This window comes from Bacillus daqingensis (assembly GCF_042654445.1).
Classification (GTDB): domain Bacteria; phylum Bacillota; class Bacilli; order Bacillales; family Salisediminibacteriaceae; genus Alkalicoccus; species Alkalicoccus luteus.
In genome coordinates, this window is the sequence record NZ_JBHSGK010000019.1 from 38,879 (window position 1) to 59,948 (window position 21,070).

The window sequence follows — 21,070 nt, forward strand, 5'->3', positions numbered from 1 at the left end:
ATAAAGGCAGAGGATGTTCACAATAGTGAAGCCTCTGCCTTTTTCGTATTAAAGAAGTGGGATGGTGTTCAGAATGAAATCAGTTGGAGCAGTCGTGTTAATTGTCATTGGGATGCTGGTATTGTTGCAGACGGCTGTGGCCGCTGAGGCCTTTTTGGACCCGGACATTCCGGTAGACAGCGGGCAGATGGTCGAAGTGATCGTCGATTTAACCGAGGAACCGGTACATATTCAGGAAAAAGAAGCAGAGGAAAGCGGAGAAATGTTTTCTGCGCTTGAAACAGAAGCCAGGCAGCAGGAAGCTTCAGCATTGTTTGAAGCATACCTGGAGCAGGAAGAGGTTCCAGTTGAGCATATCGAGAAGCTGGAAAAGGTGCTGTACGGATTTGCGTTAACCATTCCGGCAAGGGAGGCTGCTCCTATTGCAGAATTGGACTACGTAGACGGCGTCTATTTAAGCCAGCTGTATGAAGTAACCTTGGAAACAGATGTCGACTCGCAGGAGCAGACTGAGGCGCTGGAAGTAGAGATGGAAGCACTGGCCGAGCTCGGCCTAACCGGAAAAGGCGTCAAAGTAGGCGTGCTCGATTCCGGGATTGACTATCACCACCCCTCGTTACAGCACGCCTACCGGGGCGGCGCCAACTTCATTCGTGACGGCAGAACCGATCCGCTTGAAGGCCACGGCGTGAATTCCACGCACGGAACAGCTGTGAGCGCCGTCATTGCCGGAAAAGGCGACGTGCAGGGAATTGCGCCGGATGTTGATTTATACGTGTACCGGGTGCTGAATACGATTAATCAAGGCTATACCGGCAGCATTTTAACCGCGATGGATCAAGCTGTAGAAGACGGCGTGGACGTGGTAAACATGTCGTTCGGCCAGGAATCCAATATTGCTGATACGCCGCTGACAAAAGCAATCAGCAACATGGTGGATGCCGGCATTGTCGTCGTGGCTGCTGCTGGTAACGACGGGGAAAAAGGTGTCAGAACCATCAATAATCCCGGTACGTCGCCGCTTGCCTTGACGATCGGAGCATCTTATTTGTCTCGCGGGCAGGAAGTCGTCGCAGACTTCTCTTCCCGAGGGCCGCTTACCGATACGTATGACATTAAGCCGGATCTGACGGCACCTGGCGCCGCGATTTACACGGCGTTGTCCAAATCATCCGCCGGCGGCAATTACGCAAAAGCCTATTCATTTTTTTCAGGTACAAGCTTTGCCTCGCCATATACGGCAGGTCTTGCAGCTCTGTTGCTCGAGCAGGATGCAAGTCTCGCGCCTGATGAAATAAAGGCCCGGATTATGAATACTGCTGATGCGATTAATGGCGTCTCCGTCAACGATGCCGGGGCAGGCAGGATTGATCCGGCTGGTGCCCTGCAGGCGAACGTGACAGCGTTCGTTCAGGACAGCCACACGTTCACGGAAGAAGGTAAAGAGAAGCAGCGGGCACACCGAAACGGCAGTCTGAACCTGAAAGCGATCCGGGCAGGCGGTACGTTCAGCCGTACGGCAGTCGTGACGCTTGAAAATGCGAGCGCCTCGTCCGTTACGTATCAGACGGGCGTCGAGGAAAAAGCGATGCGCGGCATGAAGATGAGTCTCCCGAAGGAAGTGACCGTACCAGCAGGTGGGAAAAAAGAGGTGATTGTGACGCTTGCCTCTGTTAAGCCGACAGCCGGTTACATGGAAGGGTGGCTCACATTCCGCTCCAATACAGCAGAAGACCTGCGCATTCCATTCGGCGGCCAGGTGGAGACGATTTCGAATCCGGTAAAGGAGTTTAAAACCGATCGGAATCTTGTCAGTCGTCACGTTCAGCCGGAGCTGCAGTGGAACATTGACAGCAGCATGAAGGCAGAACTCAGTCTCTTCACAAAAGACGGAACGAAGCTCGGAACAATAAACCCGGGCAGCGGGACAAAGCTGAAATGGGATCTCAGGTATACGGACACGAATGGAGCTGCCAAGCGCGCCGGGACCGGAACGTACCAGCTGAAGCTAGAGGCCGTCAGCGGACAGAACCGCTACAGCCGCACGCTGAATATCGAGGTCTATGAAGAAAAGCCGACGATTACATTGGAAGCGACGCAGCTGGATCAGAATCTGATTCGGGGAAAAATCGCCTCCCGGTTTTCGGACAGGCAGGAAGCAGACACTGCTATGACGCTTACGTTTGAGCTCAGCCAGAACGGCAGCCGCTACTCATCCGGCACCGCATCCGTTCAGGCGGACGGCAGCTTTCGCATCCGCAACCGGCTGCAGGACGGCGAGTCTGAGCTCACGCTCACCGCCGAAGACCGGCTTGGAAACAAGCAGACGCGCTCTTTTACCGTTGTAAAAGAGCAGGAAGTGTATCAGCTGAACGACAGCGGCTCCGGTGTGGAAGCACTGCAGGATGCCATGAAACACCTCGGATTTGATCCAGGGGAGAGCGGCACGTTCGGAGCAGGCACACAAGCTTCACTGGAGAAGCTGCAGGCGTATTACGGACTCGAAGTGACTGGTGAAGCCGATACAGATACCATCCACCTGATCGCATCGATTACAGACGGGACGTATGCGACGCCGTCTGATACAGAAGAGGTCCGCACGTTTAAACAGCGTCTGACACACTTAGGATTCGGAACGTTTCCGGAGCGTCCGTCACCGCGCTACGGACCGGTGACGGAAGGCGTTGTAGCTGATTTTCAGCAGTACTACGGATTAGTCGTCAACGGCTATGGCGATCCGGTGACGCTTCGGAAAATGGACGAGCTTTGGGGGCAGTCCTTGAAGGACGGCGATGACAACGAAAACGTCCGGTCGATGAAAATGAACCTGACGAGCTTAGGCTTCGGAACGTTTCCAGAGCGACCATCTCCGCGCTACGGGCCGGTAACAGAAGGGGTGGTGCGTGCGTTTCAGGAAGCGAACGGACTAAGAGCCTCTGGTACAGCGAATCCGATCACGCTAGCGGCTATCGAAGAGCAGCTCAGCTTCTTCTGGACGGACGGCGATGACGATCCGGCCATCACCGGCTTGAAGCAGCAACTGACTGCGCTGGGCTACGGCAGCTTTCCGCAGCGACCGTCAACCCGGTATGGACCGGTCACAACACTCGTTGTGGAAGACTTCCAGCGGGATCAGGGCCTTTCCGTCACCGGAAATATTGACCGTGTAACGGAACAGACGATGAACCGGCTACAGGAGATCGTCTTCACAGACGGAGCTGACACCCCGGGTGTGCGTGACGTGAAGCAGCAGCTGACCTCGCTTGGTTTTGGCAGTTTTCCACAGCGGCCGTCAACCCGATACGGTCCTGTGACGATGAGCGTCGTCCGGGACTTCCAGGCTCATTTCGGCCTAGAGCAGAGCGGAAACATAACGAGACGCGATCAGCAGGTGCTGGACCGCGAAACCGCGACCGTGCTGCAAAGCGGCTTTTCAACCGCTGAAGCGCGCGACATGAAAGTGAAGCTGAGTGCAGCAGGCTACGGCACTTTTCCAACGGAGCCGTCCGACGTGTTCGGACCGGTAACAGCATCCGTTGTCTCCGACTTTCAAGCTTCACAAGGGCTTCCGATCAGCGGAATTATGGACAGCGTCAGCCTGGAGCGCCTGAGAGAGCTTCAGTAAAACGAAGCACCGCGGCAGCAACGAGCCGCGGTGCTTTTCGATTGGCAGCTGCAGTACAAGTTATACGTAGAAGATGACGTTCACCTCGTAAGTAGGTGCCCGTACGAATAGAAACTTTCCCTTAGCGGGGAGAAACTTCCTCGTAAATGGACGGAACCTCCTCATAAAGAAGCAAAAGCACCTCGTAAATGAGGAAATGCACCTCGTAAAACGGGAATGGCACCTCATAAACGCCGATCCCCGTGCGAATAGCGGTCGTCACTTACGTTTAGGCTTCGAGTGGAGGGCTTCGGCCTGAGCCGAAGCCATGGGTGAAGGTGGATCAGGCACTTTCTCATTACGGGGAGAAACTTCCTCGTTAACGAGAAAAAGCTCCTCGTAAAGGAGGAAAGGCACCTCATAAAACGGGAATCACACCTCGTAAACGGTGTACCCCGTGCGAATAGCGGTCGTCACTTACGAATAGGCTGGGAGTAGAGGGCTTCGGCCGGCGCCGAAGCCTGGGGTTGAGGTGGACGATCACTTTCACGTAAAGGAAGCAAAGTTCCTCGTAAAGCAGAGGAATCACCTCGTAAAGAGAAAATACCACCTCGTAAAAGCAGACCCGCACCTCGTAAACGGTGTACCCCGTGCGAATAGCGGTCGTCACTTACGAATAGGCATGTAGCGGAGGGCTTCGGCCGGTGCCGAAGCCTGAGGGTGAGGTGGACGGTCACTTTCACGTAAAGGAAGCAAAGTTCCTCGTAAAGCAGAGGAATCACCTCGTAAAGAGAAAATACCACCTACTAAAAGCAGACCCGCTCCTCGTAACCGCCGACCCCCATGCGAATAGCAGCCATCACTTACGAATAGGCCGCAAACGAAAGCCTCATCCCTCTGCAGAATATCGCTAAAATCCACCCTGCAACATTTCCTTCCAAATCCCGTCTATTACAATGACGTATCGATTTTCCGCAAAGGATAGCATACGCCTCGTAAAACGACTATAATGAAACATAGCATGAACAGCGTTGCGTCATGGACGGTAACGGGGGATAGAAAGAGGTTTTGACATGTATAGCATGGATGACACGAGAAATCATAAATTTCTGCTCATCTTAGGGGACTTACTCTGTATATTAATTGCTTATATCAGCGCATTTTACATCCGCTATCTGGACTTTCCGGATAGAAACTGGGAGGCCTTTCTCTCGCTTTTGCCGTGGATTCTGCTGATAGGATTGTTTTTCATCTCGGTTTACGAATTGTATAGCCTGGACCGAAAGCACACGGTCAGTGACATCGTCCGTAAAATTCTCGTCGCAACGGCACTGATGACGTTTCTCACGATGGCAGCGTCATACTTATTCCGTGAATTTGCGATGCCGCGATCGGTCGTCCTGATCGCCAGTATTTTCACGGTGTTTCTTATGGTCACGTTCAAGGTGCTCTATCTGAAGGTGACGCGCGGAAACAAAATTGGAAAGGTGCTCTTAGTCGGAGACGGGGAAGCGGCGTCTAAGCTGCTCTATAAAATCCGCCACCCGATGCTTAAAGGCACAGCGGTGCGCCACGTATCGGAGCACGTGCCGCTCGAAGAATTGAACTATTACTTAAATGAAGTCGACTTCGTCGTTCTCGCAACCGACATCTCGAAAGAGAAAAAGTCACAGATCATTTATTATGCGATGGAGCGTAACAAGGTCGTATACGTCATTCCGGAGCTGTACGAGCTGCTGCTTCAGAAGGCAACGTCATCACCGATGGATGATACGCTTGTTATGGGCGTCCGTCCATTTCTGCTCACGTGGGATAAAGTGTTTTTAAAGCGCGTGTTCGACTTTTTATCCGCAGTGATTCTTATCATTCTCGCGTCACCGGCGCTCATTGCCACGGCGATTATGGTGAAGCTGGAAGATCCGAAGGCGGATATTATCTACTCGCAGGAGCGTCTTGGAAAATACAACAAGCCGTTTACGATTTACAAGTTCCGCTCGATGATTCAGGGAGCAGAAAAATCGACGGGGCCGGTGCTTGCGACATCTGACGATAAGCGGATTACAAAAGTCGGCAAGCTGATCCGGGCGACGCGTTTAGACGAACTGCCGCAGCTGTTTAACGTGCTGAAAGGCGACATGTCGCTTGTCGGGCCGCGGCCGGAACGGGAGTTTTTCATTCAGGAGCTCACGCAGAAGTATTACCACTACGGCTACCGAAACCGCGTGAAGCCAGGCATCACCGGCTATGCGCAGGTGATGGGGAAGTATACGACGGATGCTGAGGACAAGCTGCGCTTTGACTTATATTACATCCGCAACTACAGCCTCTGGCTCGATGTTATTATCATTTTGAAAACGTGCCTCGTTGTGTTCGACAAGTCGAAATCAGAAGGCGCAGAAGATACGTCGGTCACGATCGAACGGCCGGAAGAGGAAAACAAGGACGAAGCGGCCAGCCGCAAAAAATCGTCGCTTAACTTTTAGATTCCGTTTGAAGAAAGGGCTTTTCATATGCAGACAATTTTCATGACAGGCGGAGCCGGCTTTATCGGTTCCCACGTTGCCGAGCGGCTGCTCGCGCGTGGGGACCGTGTTGTCGTTTACGACAACTTTACGACCGGTTCCGCTGCGAATATACCAGCCGGGGCAGAAGCAGTCGAAGGCGACATCCGCGATAAAGCGGCCGTTCAGCAGGCCATTGCAGAATCGAAGCCGGACGGCATCATTCACCTGGCGGCACAAAGCAAAGTCGGTCCGTCATTGGAGCAGCCGGATATGGATCTGGAGATTAACATTTTAGGCACGGTGCATCTGCTGGAATCAGCAAAAGCAAACGGCGTACCGCGTTTTATTTCCGCATCGTCGGCCGCTGTTTACGGTCACGCTGAAAAACTTCCGATCGACGAAACGTCCGCGACCGAGCCGCTCTCGCCGTACGGGACGTCGAAGCTTGCAGCTGAGCAGTACATCCAGTCGTACGCGAGGCTGTATCCGATTCGTACGGCAGCGCTCCGGTTTGCGAACGTTTACGGACCACGTCAGACGGTGGAAACAGAAGCAGGTGTGATCACAATTTTCTGCGAAGCGCTTCTAGCAGGAAAGCAACCGCTCATTCAAGGAGACGGGGAACAGACGCGAGATTTCGTCTACGTCGAGGACGTGGCGGAAGCGGTGATCACCGCCTTTGATCATGACGACGTGAGCGGGGTCTATAACGTCAGCTCCGAAACGCAGACGAGCATCAATGAGCTGTTACAGGAGCTTAGTCACGCCGCTAATAGAGAATTTAATCCTCAATACGGCGCCCCTCGCACAGGGGATATTCGCCACAGCTATTTATCTTCTGAAAAACTTCGTCAGACAGCCGGGTGGAAGCCGGAAGTGGCACTCGCCGTAGGACTGCAGCGGACGATGGACTACTATAAAGCATAACGAAAGCCAGCCCCTTAAAGGAGGCTGGCCATTTTTTATTCCTGTGAAGCGGTTGTGGAGCTCGTGATTTCTAAATGCTCTTTCAGCGTACCGGAAACGTCCGCGAGGGACTCATCGCGAATGCGATAGTAGTAAACGCCACCTTCGTTGTAATCGTCGCCCTCAAAGGAGAGCGATTCAATGTCATTCATGTCGTTCGCGTAAGAGTGCATGCTCACCATGTTGCCAAAGCTTAAGTTCGTGCTCAGGTTCCGCTCCATGCTGTCGACAAGCGAGTTAAAGTTTGTGATCGTGCGGAAGCTTGCCGACTGATGAATCACGGCTTCAATGATGTCTTTCTGCCGGTCGCCTCGGCCCAAATCTCCGCGCGGATCCTGCTTACGCATACGCGAATAAGCGAGCGCTTCCTCGCCGTTCAGCGTCTGAAGCCCTTCTTCGATTTCGATCGTACCGTACGTCGCGTTATCCGTGTCAGCTATCGGCATCGGTACGTCGACTTCGACACCGCCGATCGTATCAATGATTTCAACGAATGCTGTAAAGTTCAAGGAAACGACATAGTCAACCGGAATATCGAGCATGTGCTCGACCGTGTTGATCGTTGACGTCACTCCACCGTAAGCATGGGCGTGATTGATTTTGTCGTTCGTATCACGGTCCGGCATGTACACGTAAGAGTCACGCGGAATATTCACCATTTTGACCGACTCATCATTTGGATTAAACGTCGCGAGCACCATCGCATCGGTGCGTCCGCTCAAATCATCCTCACGGCTGTCGAGGCCGAGAAATAAAATCGACACCGGATCATCAACCGGATCGACCGCTTCATCGCGCATGTCTGATTTCTCGCCGCGCTCAAGCTCCGCCTGCGAGTTATTCGTGGCACTCTGTACCTGATACACCATGTATCCGAGGACACCGCCAGTCACAATAAATGTTATTAAAAAGAAAAGCAGGGCTACTTTAAACAGTTTTTTTACTCGGGACGGACGCTTCTCTTGGCGCCGCGACCGCTGAAGTTCTTCACTCATCGGGATACTCCCTTTCTCTAATCAAATCCCATGCATCGTACCACAGAACAGAGTTCCTGCCTATGGTTCATCTGATTGGACGCTCTATAAAGAAAAGGGTTACACCTCGCGGAAAATAATTGGCAAAAAAAGATGACGGGTGTGGGTAAAATCGGTGGCAGGCTTATGCGTAAGTGACGACCGCTATTCGTACTGAAACCGTCGCTATGCGTACCTGAACAGCTTTTATACGTAAGAAATCAGCCTATGTGCGTTTCATTTCTATAAGTAAGCGTAAGGATGCCATTTAACGCAAGAAGGATTGTCCAGCTCAACCCCCGGCTTCGGCGCAGGCCGAAGCCCTCTATTAAGAGCTTATGCGTAAGTGAGGAGCGTTATGCGTACTTGAACATGCTATATGCGTAGCTAATTAGCTTTTGTGCGTAGCAAACCGCTTTTAATGCGTGTGAAAACCTCCTTTATGCGTACCGCTTCCCACTCTATGCAAAATCTCAAATCCACCCGACAAAGCACTACAAAAAGAAATCCCCGGCGAGCTGCCGGGGATCGTCCTACCTTTACGGATTGTAGTGAATTGGAGAGCCAGGTCCTAAATCGAAGCCTGTCGTCATCCAGATGATCAGCATGATCGTCCATGCAATCGTGAAGAAGATCGAATACGGGAACATAACGGAGATCATCGTACCGATACCCATCTTTTTATCATACTTTTGTGCGAACGCGATGATGATCGCAAAGTACGTCATCAGCGGCGTAATGATGTTCGTTGTGGAGTCGGCAATACGGTACGCCATTTGCGTCAGCTCCGGCGAGTAGCCGAGCTGCATCATAATCGGCACGAAGACCGGTGCCATCATTGCCCACTTAGCAGACGCACTGCCGACGAACAAGTTAATGAAGCCTGCGACAACGATAAAGCCGAGAATAAGCGGGATGCCGGTCAGATTCGCCGCCTCGAGCGCCTCTGCCCCGTACACGCCGAGAACAAGACCGATGTTCGTCTCTGCAAAGTAAGCGACGAACTGACCGGCAGTAAAGGCGAGCACGATAAACATCCCCATAGCAGCCATCGTTTCGGAAAGCTGGTTCGCGACATCTTTATCACTTTTAATGTTTTTCGTCGCAATCCCGTATATAAGACCAGGTATAAAGAACAGGATTAAAATGATCGGAACAAGGGAATCCATAAACGGTGACTGTACAATGCCGCCGTCTTCTGCCCGGAGCACACCATTTTCCGGAACGATCGTGAGTGCAAACAAAATCGTCGTCACGAGAAGCGATCCGGCTGCCCAGAGCAGTCCTTTTTTCTCGATCGCTTCCAGTCCGTTCAGGCTCTCACGGTAGTCGCCTTTGTATTCACCAAGGCGCGGCTCAACGATCCGTTCCGTGACAAAGGCCCCGACGAGCGTGAGCATGAAGACTGATGCAATGATGAAGTAGTAGTTCATCGCGATGTTCATGCCTTCCGCGTAGGCCGGATCAATGATTGCGGCTGCTGAAATCGTCAGCTCCCCGAGCATCGGATCTGTTGCTGACAGGAATAAGTTGGCACTGAACCCGGCAGAAACGCCGGCGAACGCGGCCGCAAGACCGGCAAGCGGATGTCGTCCGAGTGCAGCGAAAATAACCGCCCCGAGAGGAGGGAGTACTACGTAACCCGCATCTGAGGCCACACTGGACATAATGCCAGCGAATACGAGGCCGGCTGTGATCAGTACTTTCGGAATCGACAGCACAAAGCCCCGCAGACAGGCGCTGATTAAGCCGGTGCGTTCTGCAATCCCGATCCCGAGCATCGTTGCAAGCACCACGCCGAGCGGTGCGAAGCCGATGAAGTTATCGACCATGCTGGAAAATAAGTATTGAATCCCTTCGGTCGTAAGCAGACTCGTCACTTCAACGATCTCGCCTTCTTCACCAGGATGTTCGACGCTCACGCCGATCGCGGAAATGATAGCTGAAGCGACAATGACGAGCAAAGCAAGAATCGCAAAAATCGTCACCGGATGCGGTAGCTTATTTCCCGCAATTTCAATGCCGTCTAGAAATTTCTGAAAAAAGCCTTTCTTCTTTTTCTCAGGCATAATGGTAAAACGTCCCTTCATATGTAAGTTTGGACATGCGCCCTTCCATCCTAAAGGAAATTTTCATAAAATTGAATGCGTTTTAAAGTAGTGGTAATTGCAAAAGAATTGCCACTAGCAGGACAGCTTGAGAAAGTATGAGAAAATCTCATTTTCTGTTTGGTACTTGTTCCTATGTACAAATGCTAACCACTAAGATACAGTAAAAAGAAATAATCTGAAAAAATGTGCCAGGGGAGGGACACGCGTGAAACGAACAAGTCTTTTTGCACTTATTTTTATTTTATTATTCTCTATCGTGTACAGCTTTGAAGAACGCGGAGCGACAACGGCCCATGCACAAGCGCAGCAGGGAGAGGTCACCGCCTCCTCCTTATTCGTCCGTGCAGACGCAGCGTCAAATGCACGCATCATCGGCGGCCTGCAAAAAGGGGCGAAGGTCGAGATTCATGCCACGAAAGGCGACTGGCATCAAATTCGCTTTAACAACGGATGGGGTCACATACATAAAGGCTTTGTGAAAACAGCCTCGTCCGGCAGCAGTGCAGAAGCTGCCTCCGGCACCGGAGAAGTGACTGCCGGAAGCCTGCGCGTTCGCTCCGGACCGTCTACAAGCCACCGCGTTGTCGGCAGCCTGAGTCGCGGACAGAAGGTGGACATCACTGCAAAATCCGGTGACTGGCTGAAAGTAAAGGTCGGCAGCAGCGAAGGATTCGTACACGGCTCTTACATCAAAACAAGCAGCAGTTCGTCTTCGAAAAAAACAGAAAGCACTAGTGCCGCAACGGGTGAAATTACAGCATCAAGCCTGAACGTTCGATCCGGACCATCTACCTCGCACCGCATCGTTGGCAGCGTGAAGCGCGGCGATCAAGTCGATCTGCAGGAAAAAAGCGGTGACTGGTACAAAATCAGTTCCGGCTACATTCACAGCTCCTTCGTAAAAACAGAAGGATCCGGTCCATCATCCGGCAGCTCTGCGCCTGAAGCGGCGACAACAAAAGGCGAAGTGACCGCGAACAGCTTAAACGTGCGTTCGGAGCCGTCAACGAGCTCCAGCATCGTCGGAAGCCTGACGCGCGGTACGCAAATAGACATTCATGAAAAGAATGGGAACTGGTACACGATTAAGCGCGGCAACGGCTGGGCCTACGTGCACGCAAGCTACGTCCGTGAAGTCGGTACTTCATCCGGTTCAAGCGGATCTGGCTCCGGAAGCCTGAGCGGCAAAACCGTCTTCCTTGACCCAGGTCACGGCGGCCGCGATCCAGGCGCTGTCGTGCAAGGGAACATTTATGAAAAAACAATCGCCCTGAACCTGAGCCAGAAAGTCCGTCAGCGGCTGGAAGCAGAAGGGGCCCGCGTCGTGATGAGCCGTACCGGCGACAGCTACTTGAGCGGCGGTCAGCGGGTTGCTGCTGCGAATCAGTCCGGTGCGGATCTGTTCATCAGCATTCATGCCAACGCCTTCCCGAACAGTGCCGCAAGCGGAGCAGAAGTACTCTACAGCTCGGCAGGCAAGCATCCGAATGACTCCCGCATGCTCGCCTTGGAACTGCAGTCGAGCATCGCAAACGGCATGGGGCTTCGTAACCGCGGAACGGTCAACCGCAGCCTGTCTGTCCTCACCGGACCGAACATGCCGGCGGTCCTCATCGAACCCGGCTTTATGTCAAACAGCAGCGACCTGAGCGTGCTGCTGAATGAGCAGGATAAACTCGCAACTCAAGTCGTAAATGGACTGAAGCGTTACTATCAATAAAGAGCTGAGACCCCGCTGAAGCGGGGTCTTTTGCATTTATGGCTTCGTCTTACGCATAAAAGAAGAAAGCAAACGCATAACGAAGCTTCCGCTACGCATAAAACCAGTATCCATACGCACAACACATGAACCTGGTACGAATAGCGGTCTTCACTTGCGATTAGCGATCAATTACAAGAGGAAGGCTTCGGCACCGGCCGAAGCCACCCACATTAATTTGAATCGACGCTTTCGGCTGGAGCCGAAAGCAACGACTAAGCAGAAATAAAGGAAAAGTTCGCATAAAAGGAAGGAGGCTACGCATAACGAAGCTTCCGCTACGCACAAAACCAGTATCCGTACGCAAACACATGAACCTGGTACGAATAGCGGTCTTCACTTGCGATTAGCGATCAATTACAAGAGGAAGGCTTCGGCAGCGAGCCGAAGCCACCCACATTAATTTGAATTGACGCTTTCGGCTGGAGCCGAAAGCAACGACTAAGCAGAAATAAAGGAAAGGTTCGCATAAAAGGAAGGAGGCTACGCATAACGAAGCTTCCGCTACGCATAAAACCGGTATCCATACGCACAACACATGAACCTGGTACGAATAACGCTGCCCAGTTACGTTTAGAGACCACCTAATCGATTAACTGATAGGTCACTGGATAAACGGAGGGGACTCGCTTAAATTGCTGCTGCATCAGGCGGCCGCAGGTGTCGCGGCGCATGCCTGCCCAATTCATCGCTTCTGTTAAAGTCATAGTCGTCTTATGTAACAGCGCATAATCCCTAAATGCTTGCTGATGCTGATTCTTCCCTTTCTCGAAGCAGGTTGCACAGACCCAATAACCACGGCGCCGAGCCATGATCGCATCACATGAGTTGCACAAAACACCTGATCTCAATATAGAAGAATCCAGCTTATATCGGGAAAGCAGGTTTCGTTCTTCCTTTTTTAATCGATTTACTAAACGTTTCCCAAGATTGCTAATGTGACTTTTCGTTAGCGTTGGTTCAGTGTAAGTTGTTTTCCATTGGCGAACAAGTTCAGGCAGTTTGGCAACGTGAGCGAGGTTTTGAATTGGCAGATCACTTTTTATTTCACAGCGTGGGTTAGTGACAAAAACGTGTGTGAGAATAGGAATCTCCTTTTTTAAATCGTGTTTTAAGATGCGTTCTAGTTGAATGCGCTGCCGATTTACTTGAGCGAGCGGACAGGTCATCACTTCAGATTGACCATCAGCTTTTTTTATTAGCTGATTATAGTGGCTCGAAAAATAGAGAGAACCGGCGTAATGTTTGAGTTCAATGATGCTGATAAATGTTGGGGAGAGAAGCAGTAAGTCAATCTGTACCGAAAATTTGCTGTTAAGTACTGAAGCGTAGAGCTGATGAAAATAAGAAATGTCGCTGGGGAGGTAGTCGAAGTAATAGTCAAGTTCCTTTTCGCCTGAAAATCCGGCACGATACCGGTAAAAGTCAGCTTCCACACGAGCATATATGGGGTGTGTTTTCGGCAGCCGCCTTAGCAGCGCCTCGTATTGATAAAAGAAATAAGGCTTTTTTCTAGGATTAAGCAGCATGGATAAGCCCCTCTCATATAAAGTTACCGTTAAGTATAGACCAAACACTTGTTCTTTGAAAAGAGATAACAATCCATTATTAGCTAATTTAAGAAAAAGTAGCTCATAAAAAAGAATAGGTACTCACAAGTGAAGGAAGATTACGCATAACGAAGCTGTCGCTACGCATAAAACCGGTATTCGTACGCACAACAACAGCTACAGATCCGAATAGCAGTCTCCACTTACGATTAGCGGTCACTTACAAAAGGAAGGCTTCGGCCCCAGCCGAAGCCACCCACATTAATTTGAATCGACGCTTTCGGCTTGAGCCGAAAGCAACGACTAAGCAGAAATAAAGGAAAGGTTCGCATAAACGAAGAAAGGTTCCGCATAAAGCAGCTTCCGCTACGCACAAAACGGGTATCCGTACGCATAACGCATGTACCTGATTCGAATAGCAGTCTCCACTTACGATTAGCGGTCACTTACAAAAGGAAGGCTTCGGCACCGGCCGAAGCCACCCGCATTCACCTGAATCGACGCTTTCGGCTTGAGCCGAAAGCAACGACTAAGCAGAAATAAAGGAAAGGTTCGCATAAACGAAGAAAGGTTCCGCATAAAGCAGCTTCCGCTACGCACAAAACGGATATCCATTCGCATAACAGCAGCTACGGTTACGAATAGCGGCTCCAAGTTACGAATAGGCACCCCAACCCCCTATCCACCTAAAAAAAAGCAGCGGCCCCGGGCCGCTGCTCTCTAGTCAAACCGTTTCTACAAGTTTTCCATTCACAACAGCTTTACGTCCTACAGAATAGTAATTCAGCGATGTGGAGGCAACGTCCTCGAGCGAGTAGCAGTTACGGCCGTCGAACACGTATGGCTCTTTCAAGTACTGCTCATATGCGCGCAATTCAAGCGACTTGATTTCGCTCCAGTCGGTCACGATAAAGGCCGCATCTCCGCCGCGAAGCGCTTCCTCGGCTGTTGCCACATAGGTGACGCCTTCCGGCATGACGCGCTTGGCGTTTTCGGTTGCGATCGGATCGTATGCGACGACTTCTGCACCTGCGAGCAGCAGTTCTTGACTGATCGCGATCGCAGGCGACTCACGCATGTCGTCGGTATTCGGCTTAAATGCAAGACCGAGCAGTACAATGCGGCGTCCCTTCAGGGAACCGAACGCTTCCTTCGCTTTGTTCGTGAGCGAGCGGTGCTGTTCATTGTTAACGCGGATCACCGCTTCCAGCAGTTCAAAGCTGTGGTCGTGGTTCGCTGCGATCTGCGCGAGTGCCTTCGTATCTTTAGGGAAACAGGAGCCTCCGTAACCGATACCGGCGCGCAAAAACTGGTGGCCGATGCGGCCGTCCATGCCCATTCCGGAAGCCACGTCTTCAATATTGGCGCCGGTCTTCTCGCAAATATTCGCAATCTCGTTGACGAAGCTGATCTTTGTCGCTAAGAATGCGTTTGACGCATACTTGATCATTTCCGCACTGCGCACGTCGGTACGGTAAACGGGAATCCCGAACGCTTCGTTCACGTCCTCGATCAAGTCGCCGGCGTAGCCAGCGTCAGCGCCGATCACGATCCGGTCGCCGTGAAATGCGTCGTCAATCGCGCTTCCTTCACGTAAAAATTCGGGGTTCGAGACCATCTGCACGTCCACGTTATGCAGAAGATGCTCTTTGATCACTGACAAAATATGATCGTTCGTTCCAACCGGAACCGTCGACTTCGTCACGACGACGACATCCTGCTTCACGTTTGCAGCAATATCCTTTGCCACCTGGTTAATAAAACGGAGATCAGCGGTCCCGTCTTCTTTTTCGGGCGTTCCGACCGCGATATAGACGACGTCTTTATCGGTGAAGCCCTCTGCGTGGTTAGCAGTAAAGAAGAGGCGTCCGGCCTGAATATTTTTCGTCATCAGTTCATCAAGCCCCGGCTCGTAGATCGGCGATTCGCCGCGGCGCATGCGCTCGACTTTCGCTTGATCGATATCGATACACGTCACCTGATGTCCGATTTCCGACAGAGCGACGCCTGTCACAAGCCCGACATATCCTGTCCCAACTACCGCAATGTTTGTCATGCGTCAAATCCTCCTGTATTAAACCTTCTCGGAAAGTGTGTTTAAATATTCCAGCACATCGTCGCGCAGGTCGTCACGCTCGAGTGCAAAATCAACGGTCGCTTTCACAAAGCCAAGCTTATCGCCGACGTCGTAGCGCTTGCCGCTGAATTCATAGGCGAGCACGATCTGAGACTCGTTCAGCTCCTTAATAGCATCTGTCAGCTGAATTTCGTTGCCGGATCCCGGCGGAAGCTGATCGAGAATCTCAAAGATTTCCGGACGCAGCACGTAGCGGCCCATGATCGCATAGTTCGACGGCGCGTCTTCTACAGCCGGCTTTTCCATCAGGTCGGCGACGTGAATAACGCCCGGCTCAATTTCCGCTGACTTCGGCGCAACGATTCCATATTTACTGACGTCATTATCCGGCACAGGTTGCACCCCGACGACAGATGAATTGTATCGTTCAAATACGTCGATCAGCTGCTTTAAACAAGGCGTACCGTTTGTCCGAACGATATCGTCCCCTAAAAGTACGGCGAACGGCTCATCGCCGATGAAGTGCTTCGCACAGCTGATCGCATGCCCGAGCCCCTTCGCTTCCTTTTGGCGGATGTAATGAATGTTCGCCATATTGGAAATGGCCTGCACTTCCTCTAAAATCGCCGTTTTCTCCTTGCGGCGAAGTGTTTCTTCCAGCTCGTACGACGTATCGAAATGATCCTCAATCGCGCGCTTGCCGCGTCCGCTGATAATAATGATGTCTTCGATCCCGGAAGAGATCGCTTCTTCTACAATATACTGAATCGTCGGCTTATCAACGATCGGCAGCATTTCCTTCGGCTGCGCCTTCGTTGCAGGCAGGAAACGCGTCCCGAGTCCCGCTGCCGGTATAATTGCTTTACGTACTTTCACCATATGTACCCCTCCTGTGCGTATAACTGAGCTGTCCCCATTATACTACCAGATCATAACAAATGGCACCCTTCACTGAAAAAAACAGAATTGGCATCTTTACTCACGGGTATATGTCAAGTAGAATTAATTGTTGAGGTTTTTGTCCGAATGTTCGAGCATCACATATATATTGAGGAGTGTCCCTATGGTGGAATCCCGCATGTCCCGAAAAAAGAAAAAGCGCCCCGTTCTCAAAACGCTCATTATTACGTTTGCGATTCTGCTCCTCGCTGCAGGCAGCGCATTTGCCTATGTCGCCACTCAAGTGCACAACGTCACGTCCGAGTCCCAGGTAGAGCTGGAGCGCGGCGATCAGTCCGAACAGCGTGAAGAGGCGGTAAAACCGGATGTCGATCCTGTTTCCGTCTTATTCCTCGGGCTAGACACACGCGACGGTGACCTGGACGGCCGTACCGACGCAATGGTGCTCGCCACATTTAACCCGGATGACCCTTCCATCAAAATGGTGAACATCCCCCGTGACACGCTCGTGCCGATCCCTGGCAGACAGGCAGAGGATAAAATCAACCACGCCCACGCTTACGGCGGAGTGGATTTGACCGTTGATACAGTAGAAAACCTGTTTCAAATCCCGGTTGACTACTACGTGTCACTCAACTTCGATGCCTTTATGGAAATCATTGATGCGCTAAACGGCGTGACGGTTGATTCACCAATGGCTTTTGAGGAAACGGATAACCAGACGTACGGCACGATTCAAATCGAAGAGGGCGAACAGACGCTGGACGGGGAAGAGGCGCTTGCTTACGTGCGCATGCGGAAATCAGATCCTCAAGGAGACATCGGCCGCGGAGAACGCCAGAAAGAAGTGATGGCGTCCATCGTGGACGAGATGGCATCGTTTAATTCAATTACCAATTTTAATTCCCTGCTCAATGCGATCGGCAACAATCTGTACACGAACGTCGCGTTTAACGATATGGTTGACATGCACGCCTACGCCTCCGAGCTTGATAACATCGAGTCGTTCGGCTACGACGGAGAAGGCGTGATGCAGGACGGCGTGTACTACTACCAGCCAGACGAATTTTCACTCGAAAAAACACGGCAGCGCCTGCAGGTTCATTTAGGGCTGCGCGCCTCGCTCGATCCCGTTTATGCTGAAGCGCTCGAAGGCGGCGACGTAGACGAAGAAGAAGTGGAGCCGAGCGGGGAGCCGAACCTCGAGTGGAACGAAAACGACGTTAACGAAGATGCCGGCCCGGAAAACAATGAGTGGAACACAGAAGAAAACCCGGAAGAAGAAAGCTGGCAGCAACATAACGGCGCTGAAAACGACGGGCAGACGGACCCCGGTACAGAAGAGAATGCAGAATGGGAAACAACGACGAATAACGAGTGGTAAACACCGCCCCTGGCAAAACAAGCCAGGGGTTTTCGTATGCGTAAATGAAGTGACAAGAGATAACGTCATACATGAAACAAAATGATAGATTTTGTTTCATTGCACTAACAAAAGGAAAGCATCTACCCTTCATACGTAAGACTTTCTTCGGTCCTTTACCTGGGTAAAGGGAGGTCAACGTAAAAGATAGGCCTAAACAGTGGAAATTGGCACCGTTCTATGTTTACAATGGTAGTACAATTGTTGTTCATCCGTTAAAAGGGATGTGTGAGTGGAGGGTTACAGATGGAAACAGCGAAGGCAGATTTGAAGAAAATCGCGCTCATCTGCACGGAGAAAGCATACGCAGCCGATCTGAAGAAGATTCAAGCGCCATCAAGCGTCCTGTATGAATTTCTGGACGAAGCGGACGACGAGTACGCCGCGACGTTTGATACGCTGTTTCTCTTCAGCTCAGATCCCGATACGCTTATTAAAGAGCAGCGCGCACGAGTGAAGAAGGTCGAATGGGAAGGCAAGCAAATTGTCTTCATTGTGCCGGACGACTGCATGCACAAAGCAAAAGAGATGCTACGAGAAGAAATGCAGGGACTCATTTCCCTGGAAAAGTTCAGAGAGCACTCCGAGCAGGCGATGGAAGTCATCTGTGACCACCCATTTCTGTTAAATCCGGAGGTCAATTACGAGCTCGCTGAAGAAGTGAAACAACGAAAAGAACGCCAGCAGCCGATCAGCCGCTTTAAGCTGATCCCGGAGCGGGTCGACGTCGACCTGCGTAAGTCGGAATTAAATATTCTGCAGCTGCTGCTGGACGGAAAATCAACGCCGGAAATGGCCGAAGAGCTGTACTACTCGGTTAAAACGGTGAAACGCTATGTCAGTAACCTGATTCGCGGTGTCGGCGTAAGCGACCGCACCGGCGTCGTCGTTCACGCGATCCGCAACGAATGGGTCGACTGCGAGCGGGAGTAGGAAAGCACTGTACTTGGGTAAATGCCCTTGTACAGTGTTTTTCGTTTGTCTGGAGCTACTAACGGAGCAAGAGGACATCCCATTACAGGGCTTCGACCTCGGAGCCGGTGTGATTAGAGAGATGGACTTTCGAATGGATCATTCAACAGAGGTAGCAGTTTCTCATAAGCCCGCAAAAGACCCTCGCATAACGGAAAAACTTCCTCATAAACCAGGTTTACCTCCTCGTAAAAGTGATTCCTTCCCTCGTAAACGCTTAACTCCGTCCGAATAGCGCTCTCCACTTGCGAATAACATAAACTTGTAACGGATCACCCTTTTTCATCGACGAACACGAAAGAAAAAGGAGTGTTTTGACATGGAATGGGAATGGACCGTAACGACTAATGACGAGAACGAGCATTTCGCCGTAGGCTTTTTGTTAACAGATCCGTGTGCACACCAAGCAATCGCGCTCGTACATAGCGGAGGGCAGATTATCGCTACGACTTTAACAGACGACTTCGGTTACTTTCACGTCAAGCTCTCTACAGAGCCAGAAGACATACATCCGATCCTGCATTCTCCTCATTCTGCTGTGATCTAAAGAAAATATTGCCAGTCCACTATACGTAAACTTACTTAATGGGTATAATGATACAAGTGAGTTCAGACGGGAGGGGAAGTTCGGTGCAACGGATTACATTACTGATTGTCGTCGTCTTAACCGGTGTGACAGTGCTGGTCGGAAGATTATACTACCAGGATCAGCTTCAGGCAACAGCGGATCAGGCGCATGAACAGCTGGCTGCTTCAGCCGGAATCGATGCAGAAGAGCTGGAGGTACAAGATGACGAAGAAGCTGATGAAGCAGCAGTCGTCTTGGAAGAGGCAGCTGAAGATGAGAATGAGCTAGAAGAATCTGCCTATGATGAAGAGGAGCTGGAGCAATTAACGTCAGAGCTTCCGAATTCGATTGCGGATCGCATTACAGAACGGCTGTCTGCTGGAGAAGCCGTGCGTGTGTTAACGGTAGGTACGCGTTCCTCCACGGATGCAGAGGACGAGGGCCTAACGCCTTGGCCGGGGCTGTTGGAAGAAGAGCTGAATGAAGCATACGGGGAAGGAACGTTCCAGTTTACAAACGTTTCCTTTGGTGGCTTCACGACAGAGGAGATCGTCGAGCAAAACCGCCACGATGACTTAGCTGACAATGAAGCGGACATTTTATTGTTAGAAGGATTCAATTGGAATAATAATCTCGCTGTCGTCACCGGAGACGACGCGCACGAGCAAATTGATGCGATTGCAGAGGCGGCAACGGCAGATAATAGTGATTTGATCACGGTTCTGCATCCATCTCCGCCAGCCTATGAAACGTCGATCTATCCGGATCAGGTCGCAGATTTTGCAGACTTTGCCGAAGAGGAAGGGTACGTGTACATCAATCACTGGGAAGCATGGCCGGACCTGGACGATGAAGAACTGCTTGATTACGTCACTGAAGAGCGGATGCCAAATCAAGACGGCCATACGCTATGGGCAGAAGCGATTCGCCCGTATCTCGTAACCCAATAAGCGAACGAAAAAAGGATCATCCGATGCGAAGTCGGATGATCCTTTGCGTTAGTTTAGATTTGTCTGCGTGACGCTAGCTGCGAGGTGGGTGTGCTTTCCCAACGGCTTTACGAACTCCAGGCGATGGGCCGAATAGCCTTTAAAACACGTTGGGCATTGGAACGGAAACGAATTTTGTTTGTTGAGAGCTGCTTTACGCACATCTGGAGTATCATCGCCGTAAGTACCTACCGCAAGTTTATTCCACGCTTGAATCGCTGTGACCGTTTCACAGCTTGGGCATTCAATATGCGTCGCTTCCATCACTTGCTTTTTTCGATTCGCCTTCCAAAACATGCACATCTCTCCTTCGAACAGGGCAAAGCCATCCACGTGAGTGGAAATAAGACTATATGTATATCTTTCCATAAATGTGGAAAGAAAAACCTGTTTTTATTAGTTTGTTCCTTCGTCAGCAGATGACTCCCTTTATTATCGTTCACCGAGGTGGATTGTTGAAGGGTTATGGTCAATTATGTAAAATGCCGATAACGAAGTCCTATCGTTCACTAAGGTGGAATAACTACTCTCTATTATATCCACCTCAGTGGAAAAAGAAACAAAAAACTTCGAAAACAGAAGGATGGGTGTAAACGAACTAGTGATTTGTCCTGAAAAAGGCAGGGAACCGAAG

Annotated in this window: 14 protein-coding genes; 8 read left to right on the forward strand and 6 right to left on the reverse strand. The window is 51.1% G+C overall.

Annotated elements, in window-relative coordinates; genetic code table 11:
* The first annotated feature begins 73 nt into the window (after positions 1–73).
* From ACFO4L_RS14720 to ACFO4L_RS14730, 3 genes are all read left to right on the forward strand, one after another.
* Positions 74–3,625 (forward strand): peptidoglycan-binding protein, encoded by a 3,552-nt coding sequence (locus tag ACFO4L_RS14720; protein ID WP_377910418.1) that lies wholly within the window; start codon positions 74–76, stop codon positions 3,623–3,625.
* A gap of 1,052 nt (positions 3,626–4,677) precedes the next feature.
* On the forward strand, positions 4,678–6,087 hold the full coding sequence (locus ACFO4L_RS14725; protein WP_377910419.1) for a sugar transferase: 1,410 nt from the start codon (positions 4,678–4,680) through the stop codon (positions 6,085–6,087).
* A gap of 27 nt (positions 6,088–6,114) precedes the next feature.
* Complete coding sequence (locus ACFO4L_RS14730) at positions 6,115–7,035, forward strand: NAD-dependent epimerase/dehydratase family protein (protein ID WP_377910420.1); 921 nt, start codon at positions 6,115–6,117, stop codon at positions 7,033–7,035.
* A 35-nt stretch (positions 7,036–7,070) separates the two neighbouring features.
* On the opposite strand, the gene ACFO4L_RS14735 is transcribed toward ACFO4L_RS14730, so the two are convergent.
* Together ACFO4L_RS14735 and ACFO4L_RS14740 are read right to left on the reverse strand one after the other, a co-directional pair.
* Positions 7,071–8,069, reverse strand: coding sequence for an LCP family glycopolymer transferase (locus ACFO4L_RS14735; protein WP_377910421.1), 999 nt, complete (start codon positions 8,067–8,069; stop codon positions 7,071–7,073).
* A 557-nt stretch (positions 8,070–8,626) separates the two neighbouring features.
* Positions 8,627–10,156, reverse strand: coding sequence for an AbgT family transporter (locus tag ACFO4L_RS14740; RefSeq protein ID WP_377910422.1), 1,530 nt, complete (start codon positions 10,154–10,156; stop codon positions 8,627–8,629).
* A 247-nt stretch (positions 10,157–10,403) separates the two neighbouring features.
* Here ACFO4L_RS14740 and ACFO4L_RS14745 point away from each other — a divergent pair, with 247 nt between their 5' ends.
* Positions 10,404–11,918: an SH3 domain-containing protein gene (locus ACFO4L_RS14745; RefSeq protein ID WP_377910423.1), complete on the forward strand. Its 1,515-nt coding sequence runs from the start codon at positions 10,404–10,406 to the stop codon at positions 11,916–11,918.
* Between the two features lie 623 nt (positions 11,919–12,541).
* On the opposite strand, the gene ACFO4L_RS14750 is transcribed toward ACFO4L_RS14745, so the two are convergent.
* The 3 genes from ACFO4L_RS14750 to galU all read right to left on the reverse strand — a co-directional run bounded on the left by ACFO4L_RS14750 (position 12,542) and on the right by galU (position 16,460).
* The gene (locus tag ACFO4L_RS14750) at positions 12,542–13,486 is read right to left on the reverse strand and encodes a nuclease-related domain-containing protein (RefSeq protein ID WP_377910424.1); all 945 of its coding nucleotides are present in this window, start codon (positions 13,484–13,486) and stop codon (positions 12,542–12,544) included.
* Between the two features lie 745 nt (positions 13,487–14,231).
* Positions 14,232–15,563, reverse strand: a complete 1,332-nt coding sequence (locus ACFO4L_RS14755; RefSeq protein WP_377910425.1) for a UDP-glucose dehydrogenase family protein — start codon at positions 15,561–15,563, stop codon at positions 14,232–14,234.
* An 18-nt stretch (positions 15,564–15,581) separates the two neighbouring features.
* On the reverse strand, positions 15,582–16,460 hold the full coding sequence (gene galU / locus ACFO4L_RS14760; protein WP_377910440.1) for a UTP--glucose-1-phosphate uridylyltransferase GalU: 879 nt from the start codon (positions 16,458–16,460) through the stop codon (positions 15,582–15,584).
* A 202-nt stretch (positions 16,461–16,662) separates the two neighbouring features.
* Here galU and ACFO4L_RS14765 point away from each other — a divergent pair, with 202 nt between their 5' ends.
* The 4 genes from ACFO4L_RS14765 (at position 16,663) to ACFO4L_RS14780 (ending at position 20,397) form a co-directional block, all read left to right on the forward strand.
* Positions 16,663–17,868, forward strand: coding sequence for an LCP family protein (locus ACFO4L_RS14765; RefSeq protein ID WP_377910426.1), 1,206 nt, complete (start codon positions 16,663–16,665; stop codon positions 17,866–17,868).
* Positions 17,869–18,153: 285 nt separating this feature from the next.
* Positions 18,154–18,840, forward strand: coding sequence for a response regulator transcription factor (locus ACFO4L_RS14770; RefSeq protein WP_377910427.1), 687 nt, complete (start codon positions 18,154–18,156; stop codon positions 18,838–18,840).
* A gap of 358 nt (positions 18,841–19,198) precedes the next feature.
* Positions 19,199–19,426, forward strand: a complete 228-nt coding sequence (locus tag ACFO4L_RS14775) for a hypothetical protein (protein ID WP_377910428.1) — start codon at positions 19,199–19,201, stop codon at positions 19,424–19,426.
* Positions 19,427–19,509: 83 nt separating this feature from the next.
* Positions 19,510–20,397: an SGNH/GDSL hydrolase family protein gene (locus tag ACFO4L_RS14780; RefSeq protein WP_377910429.1), complete on the forward strand. Its 888-nt coding sequence runs from the start codon at positions 19,510–19,512 to the stop codon at positions 20,395–20,397.
* Between the two features lie 48 nt (positions 20,398–20,445).
* Here ACFO4L_RS14780 and ACFO4L_RS14785 read toward each other — a convergent pair whose 3' ends face one another.
* Positions 20,446–20,733 carry a CpXC domain-containing protein gene (locus ACFO4L_RS14785; protein WP_377910430.1) on the reverse strand — a complete coding sequence of 96 codons (288 nt, stop codon included), beginning with the start codon at positions 20,731–20,733 and terminating at the stop codon, positions 20,446–20,448.
* Positions 20,734–21,070: the final 337 nt, after the last annotated feature.

What these genes read in the sequence shown, in the direction of transcription:
- ACFO4L_RS14720 (WP_377910418.1), top strand. Translation starts at nt 74, where the DNA reads ATGAAATCAGTTGGAGCAGTCGTGTTAATTGTCATTGGGATGCTGGTA.
- ACFO4L_RS14725 (WP_377910419.1), top strand. Translation starts at nt 4,678, where the DNA reads ATGTATAGCATGGATGACACGAGAAATCATAAATTTCTGCTCATCTTA.
- ACFO4L_RS14730 (WP_377910420.1), top strand. Translation starts at nt 6,115, where the DNA reads ATGCAGACAATTTTCATGACAGGCGGAGCCGGCTTTATCGGTTCCCAC.
- ACFO4L_RS14735 (WP_377910421.1), bottom strand. Translation starts at nt 8,069, where the DNA reads ATGAGTGAAGAACTTCAGCGGTCGCGGCGCCAAGAGAAGCGTCCGTCC.
- ACFO4L_RS14740 (WP_377910422.1), bottom strand. Translation starts at nt 10,156, where the DNA reads ATGCCTGAGAAAAAGAAGAAAGGCTTTTTTCAGAAATTTCTAGACGGC.
- ACFO4L_RS14750 (WP_377910424.1), bottom strand. Translation starts at nt 13,486, where the DNA reads ATGCTGCTTAATCCTAGAAAAAAGCCTTATTTCTTTTATCAATACGAG.
- ACFO4L_RS14755 (WP_377910425.1), bottom strand. Translation starts at nt 15,563, where the DNA reads ATGACAAACATTGCGGTAGTTGGGACAGGATATGTCGGGCTTGTGACA.
- ACFO4L_RS14765 (WP_377910426.1), top strand. Translation starts at nt 16,663, where the DNA reads ATGTCCCGAAAAAAGAAAAAGCGCCCCGTTCTCAAAACGCTCATTATT.
- ACFO4L_RS14770 (WP_377910427.1), top strand. Translation starts at nt 18,154, where the DNA reads ATGGAAACAGCGAAGGCAGATTTGAAGAAAATCGCGCTCATCTGCACG.
- ACFO4L_RS14775 (WP_377910428.1), top strand. Translation starts at nt 19,199, where the DNA reads ATGGAATGGGAATGGACCGTAACGACTAATGACGAGAACGAGCATTTC.
- ACFO4L_RS14785 (WP_377910430.1), bottom strand. Translation starts at nt 20,733, where the DNA reads ATGTTTTGGAAGGCGAATCGAAAAAAGCAAGTGATGGAAGCGACGCAT.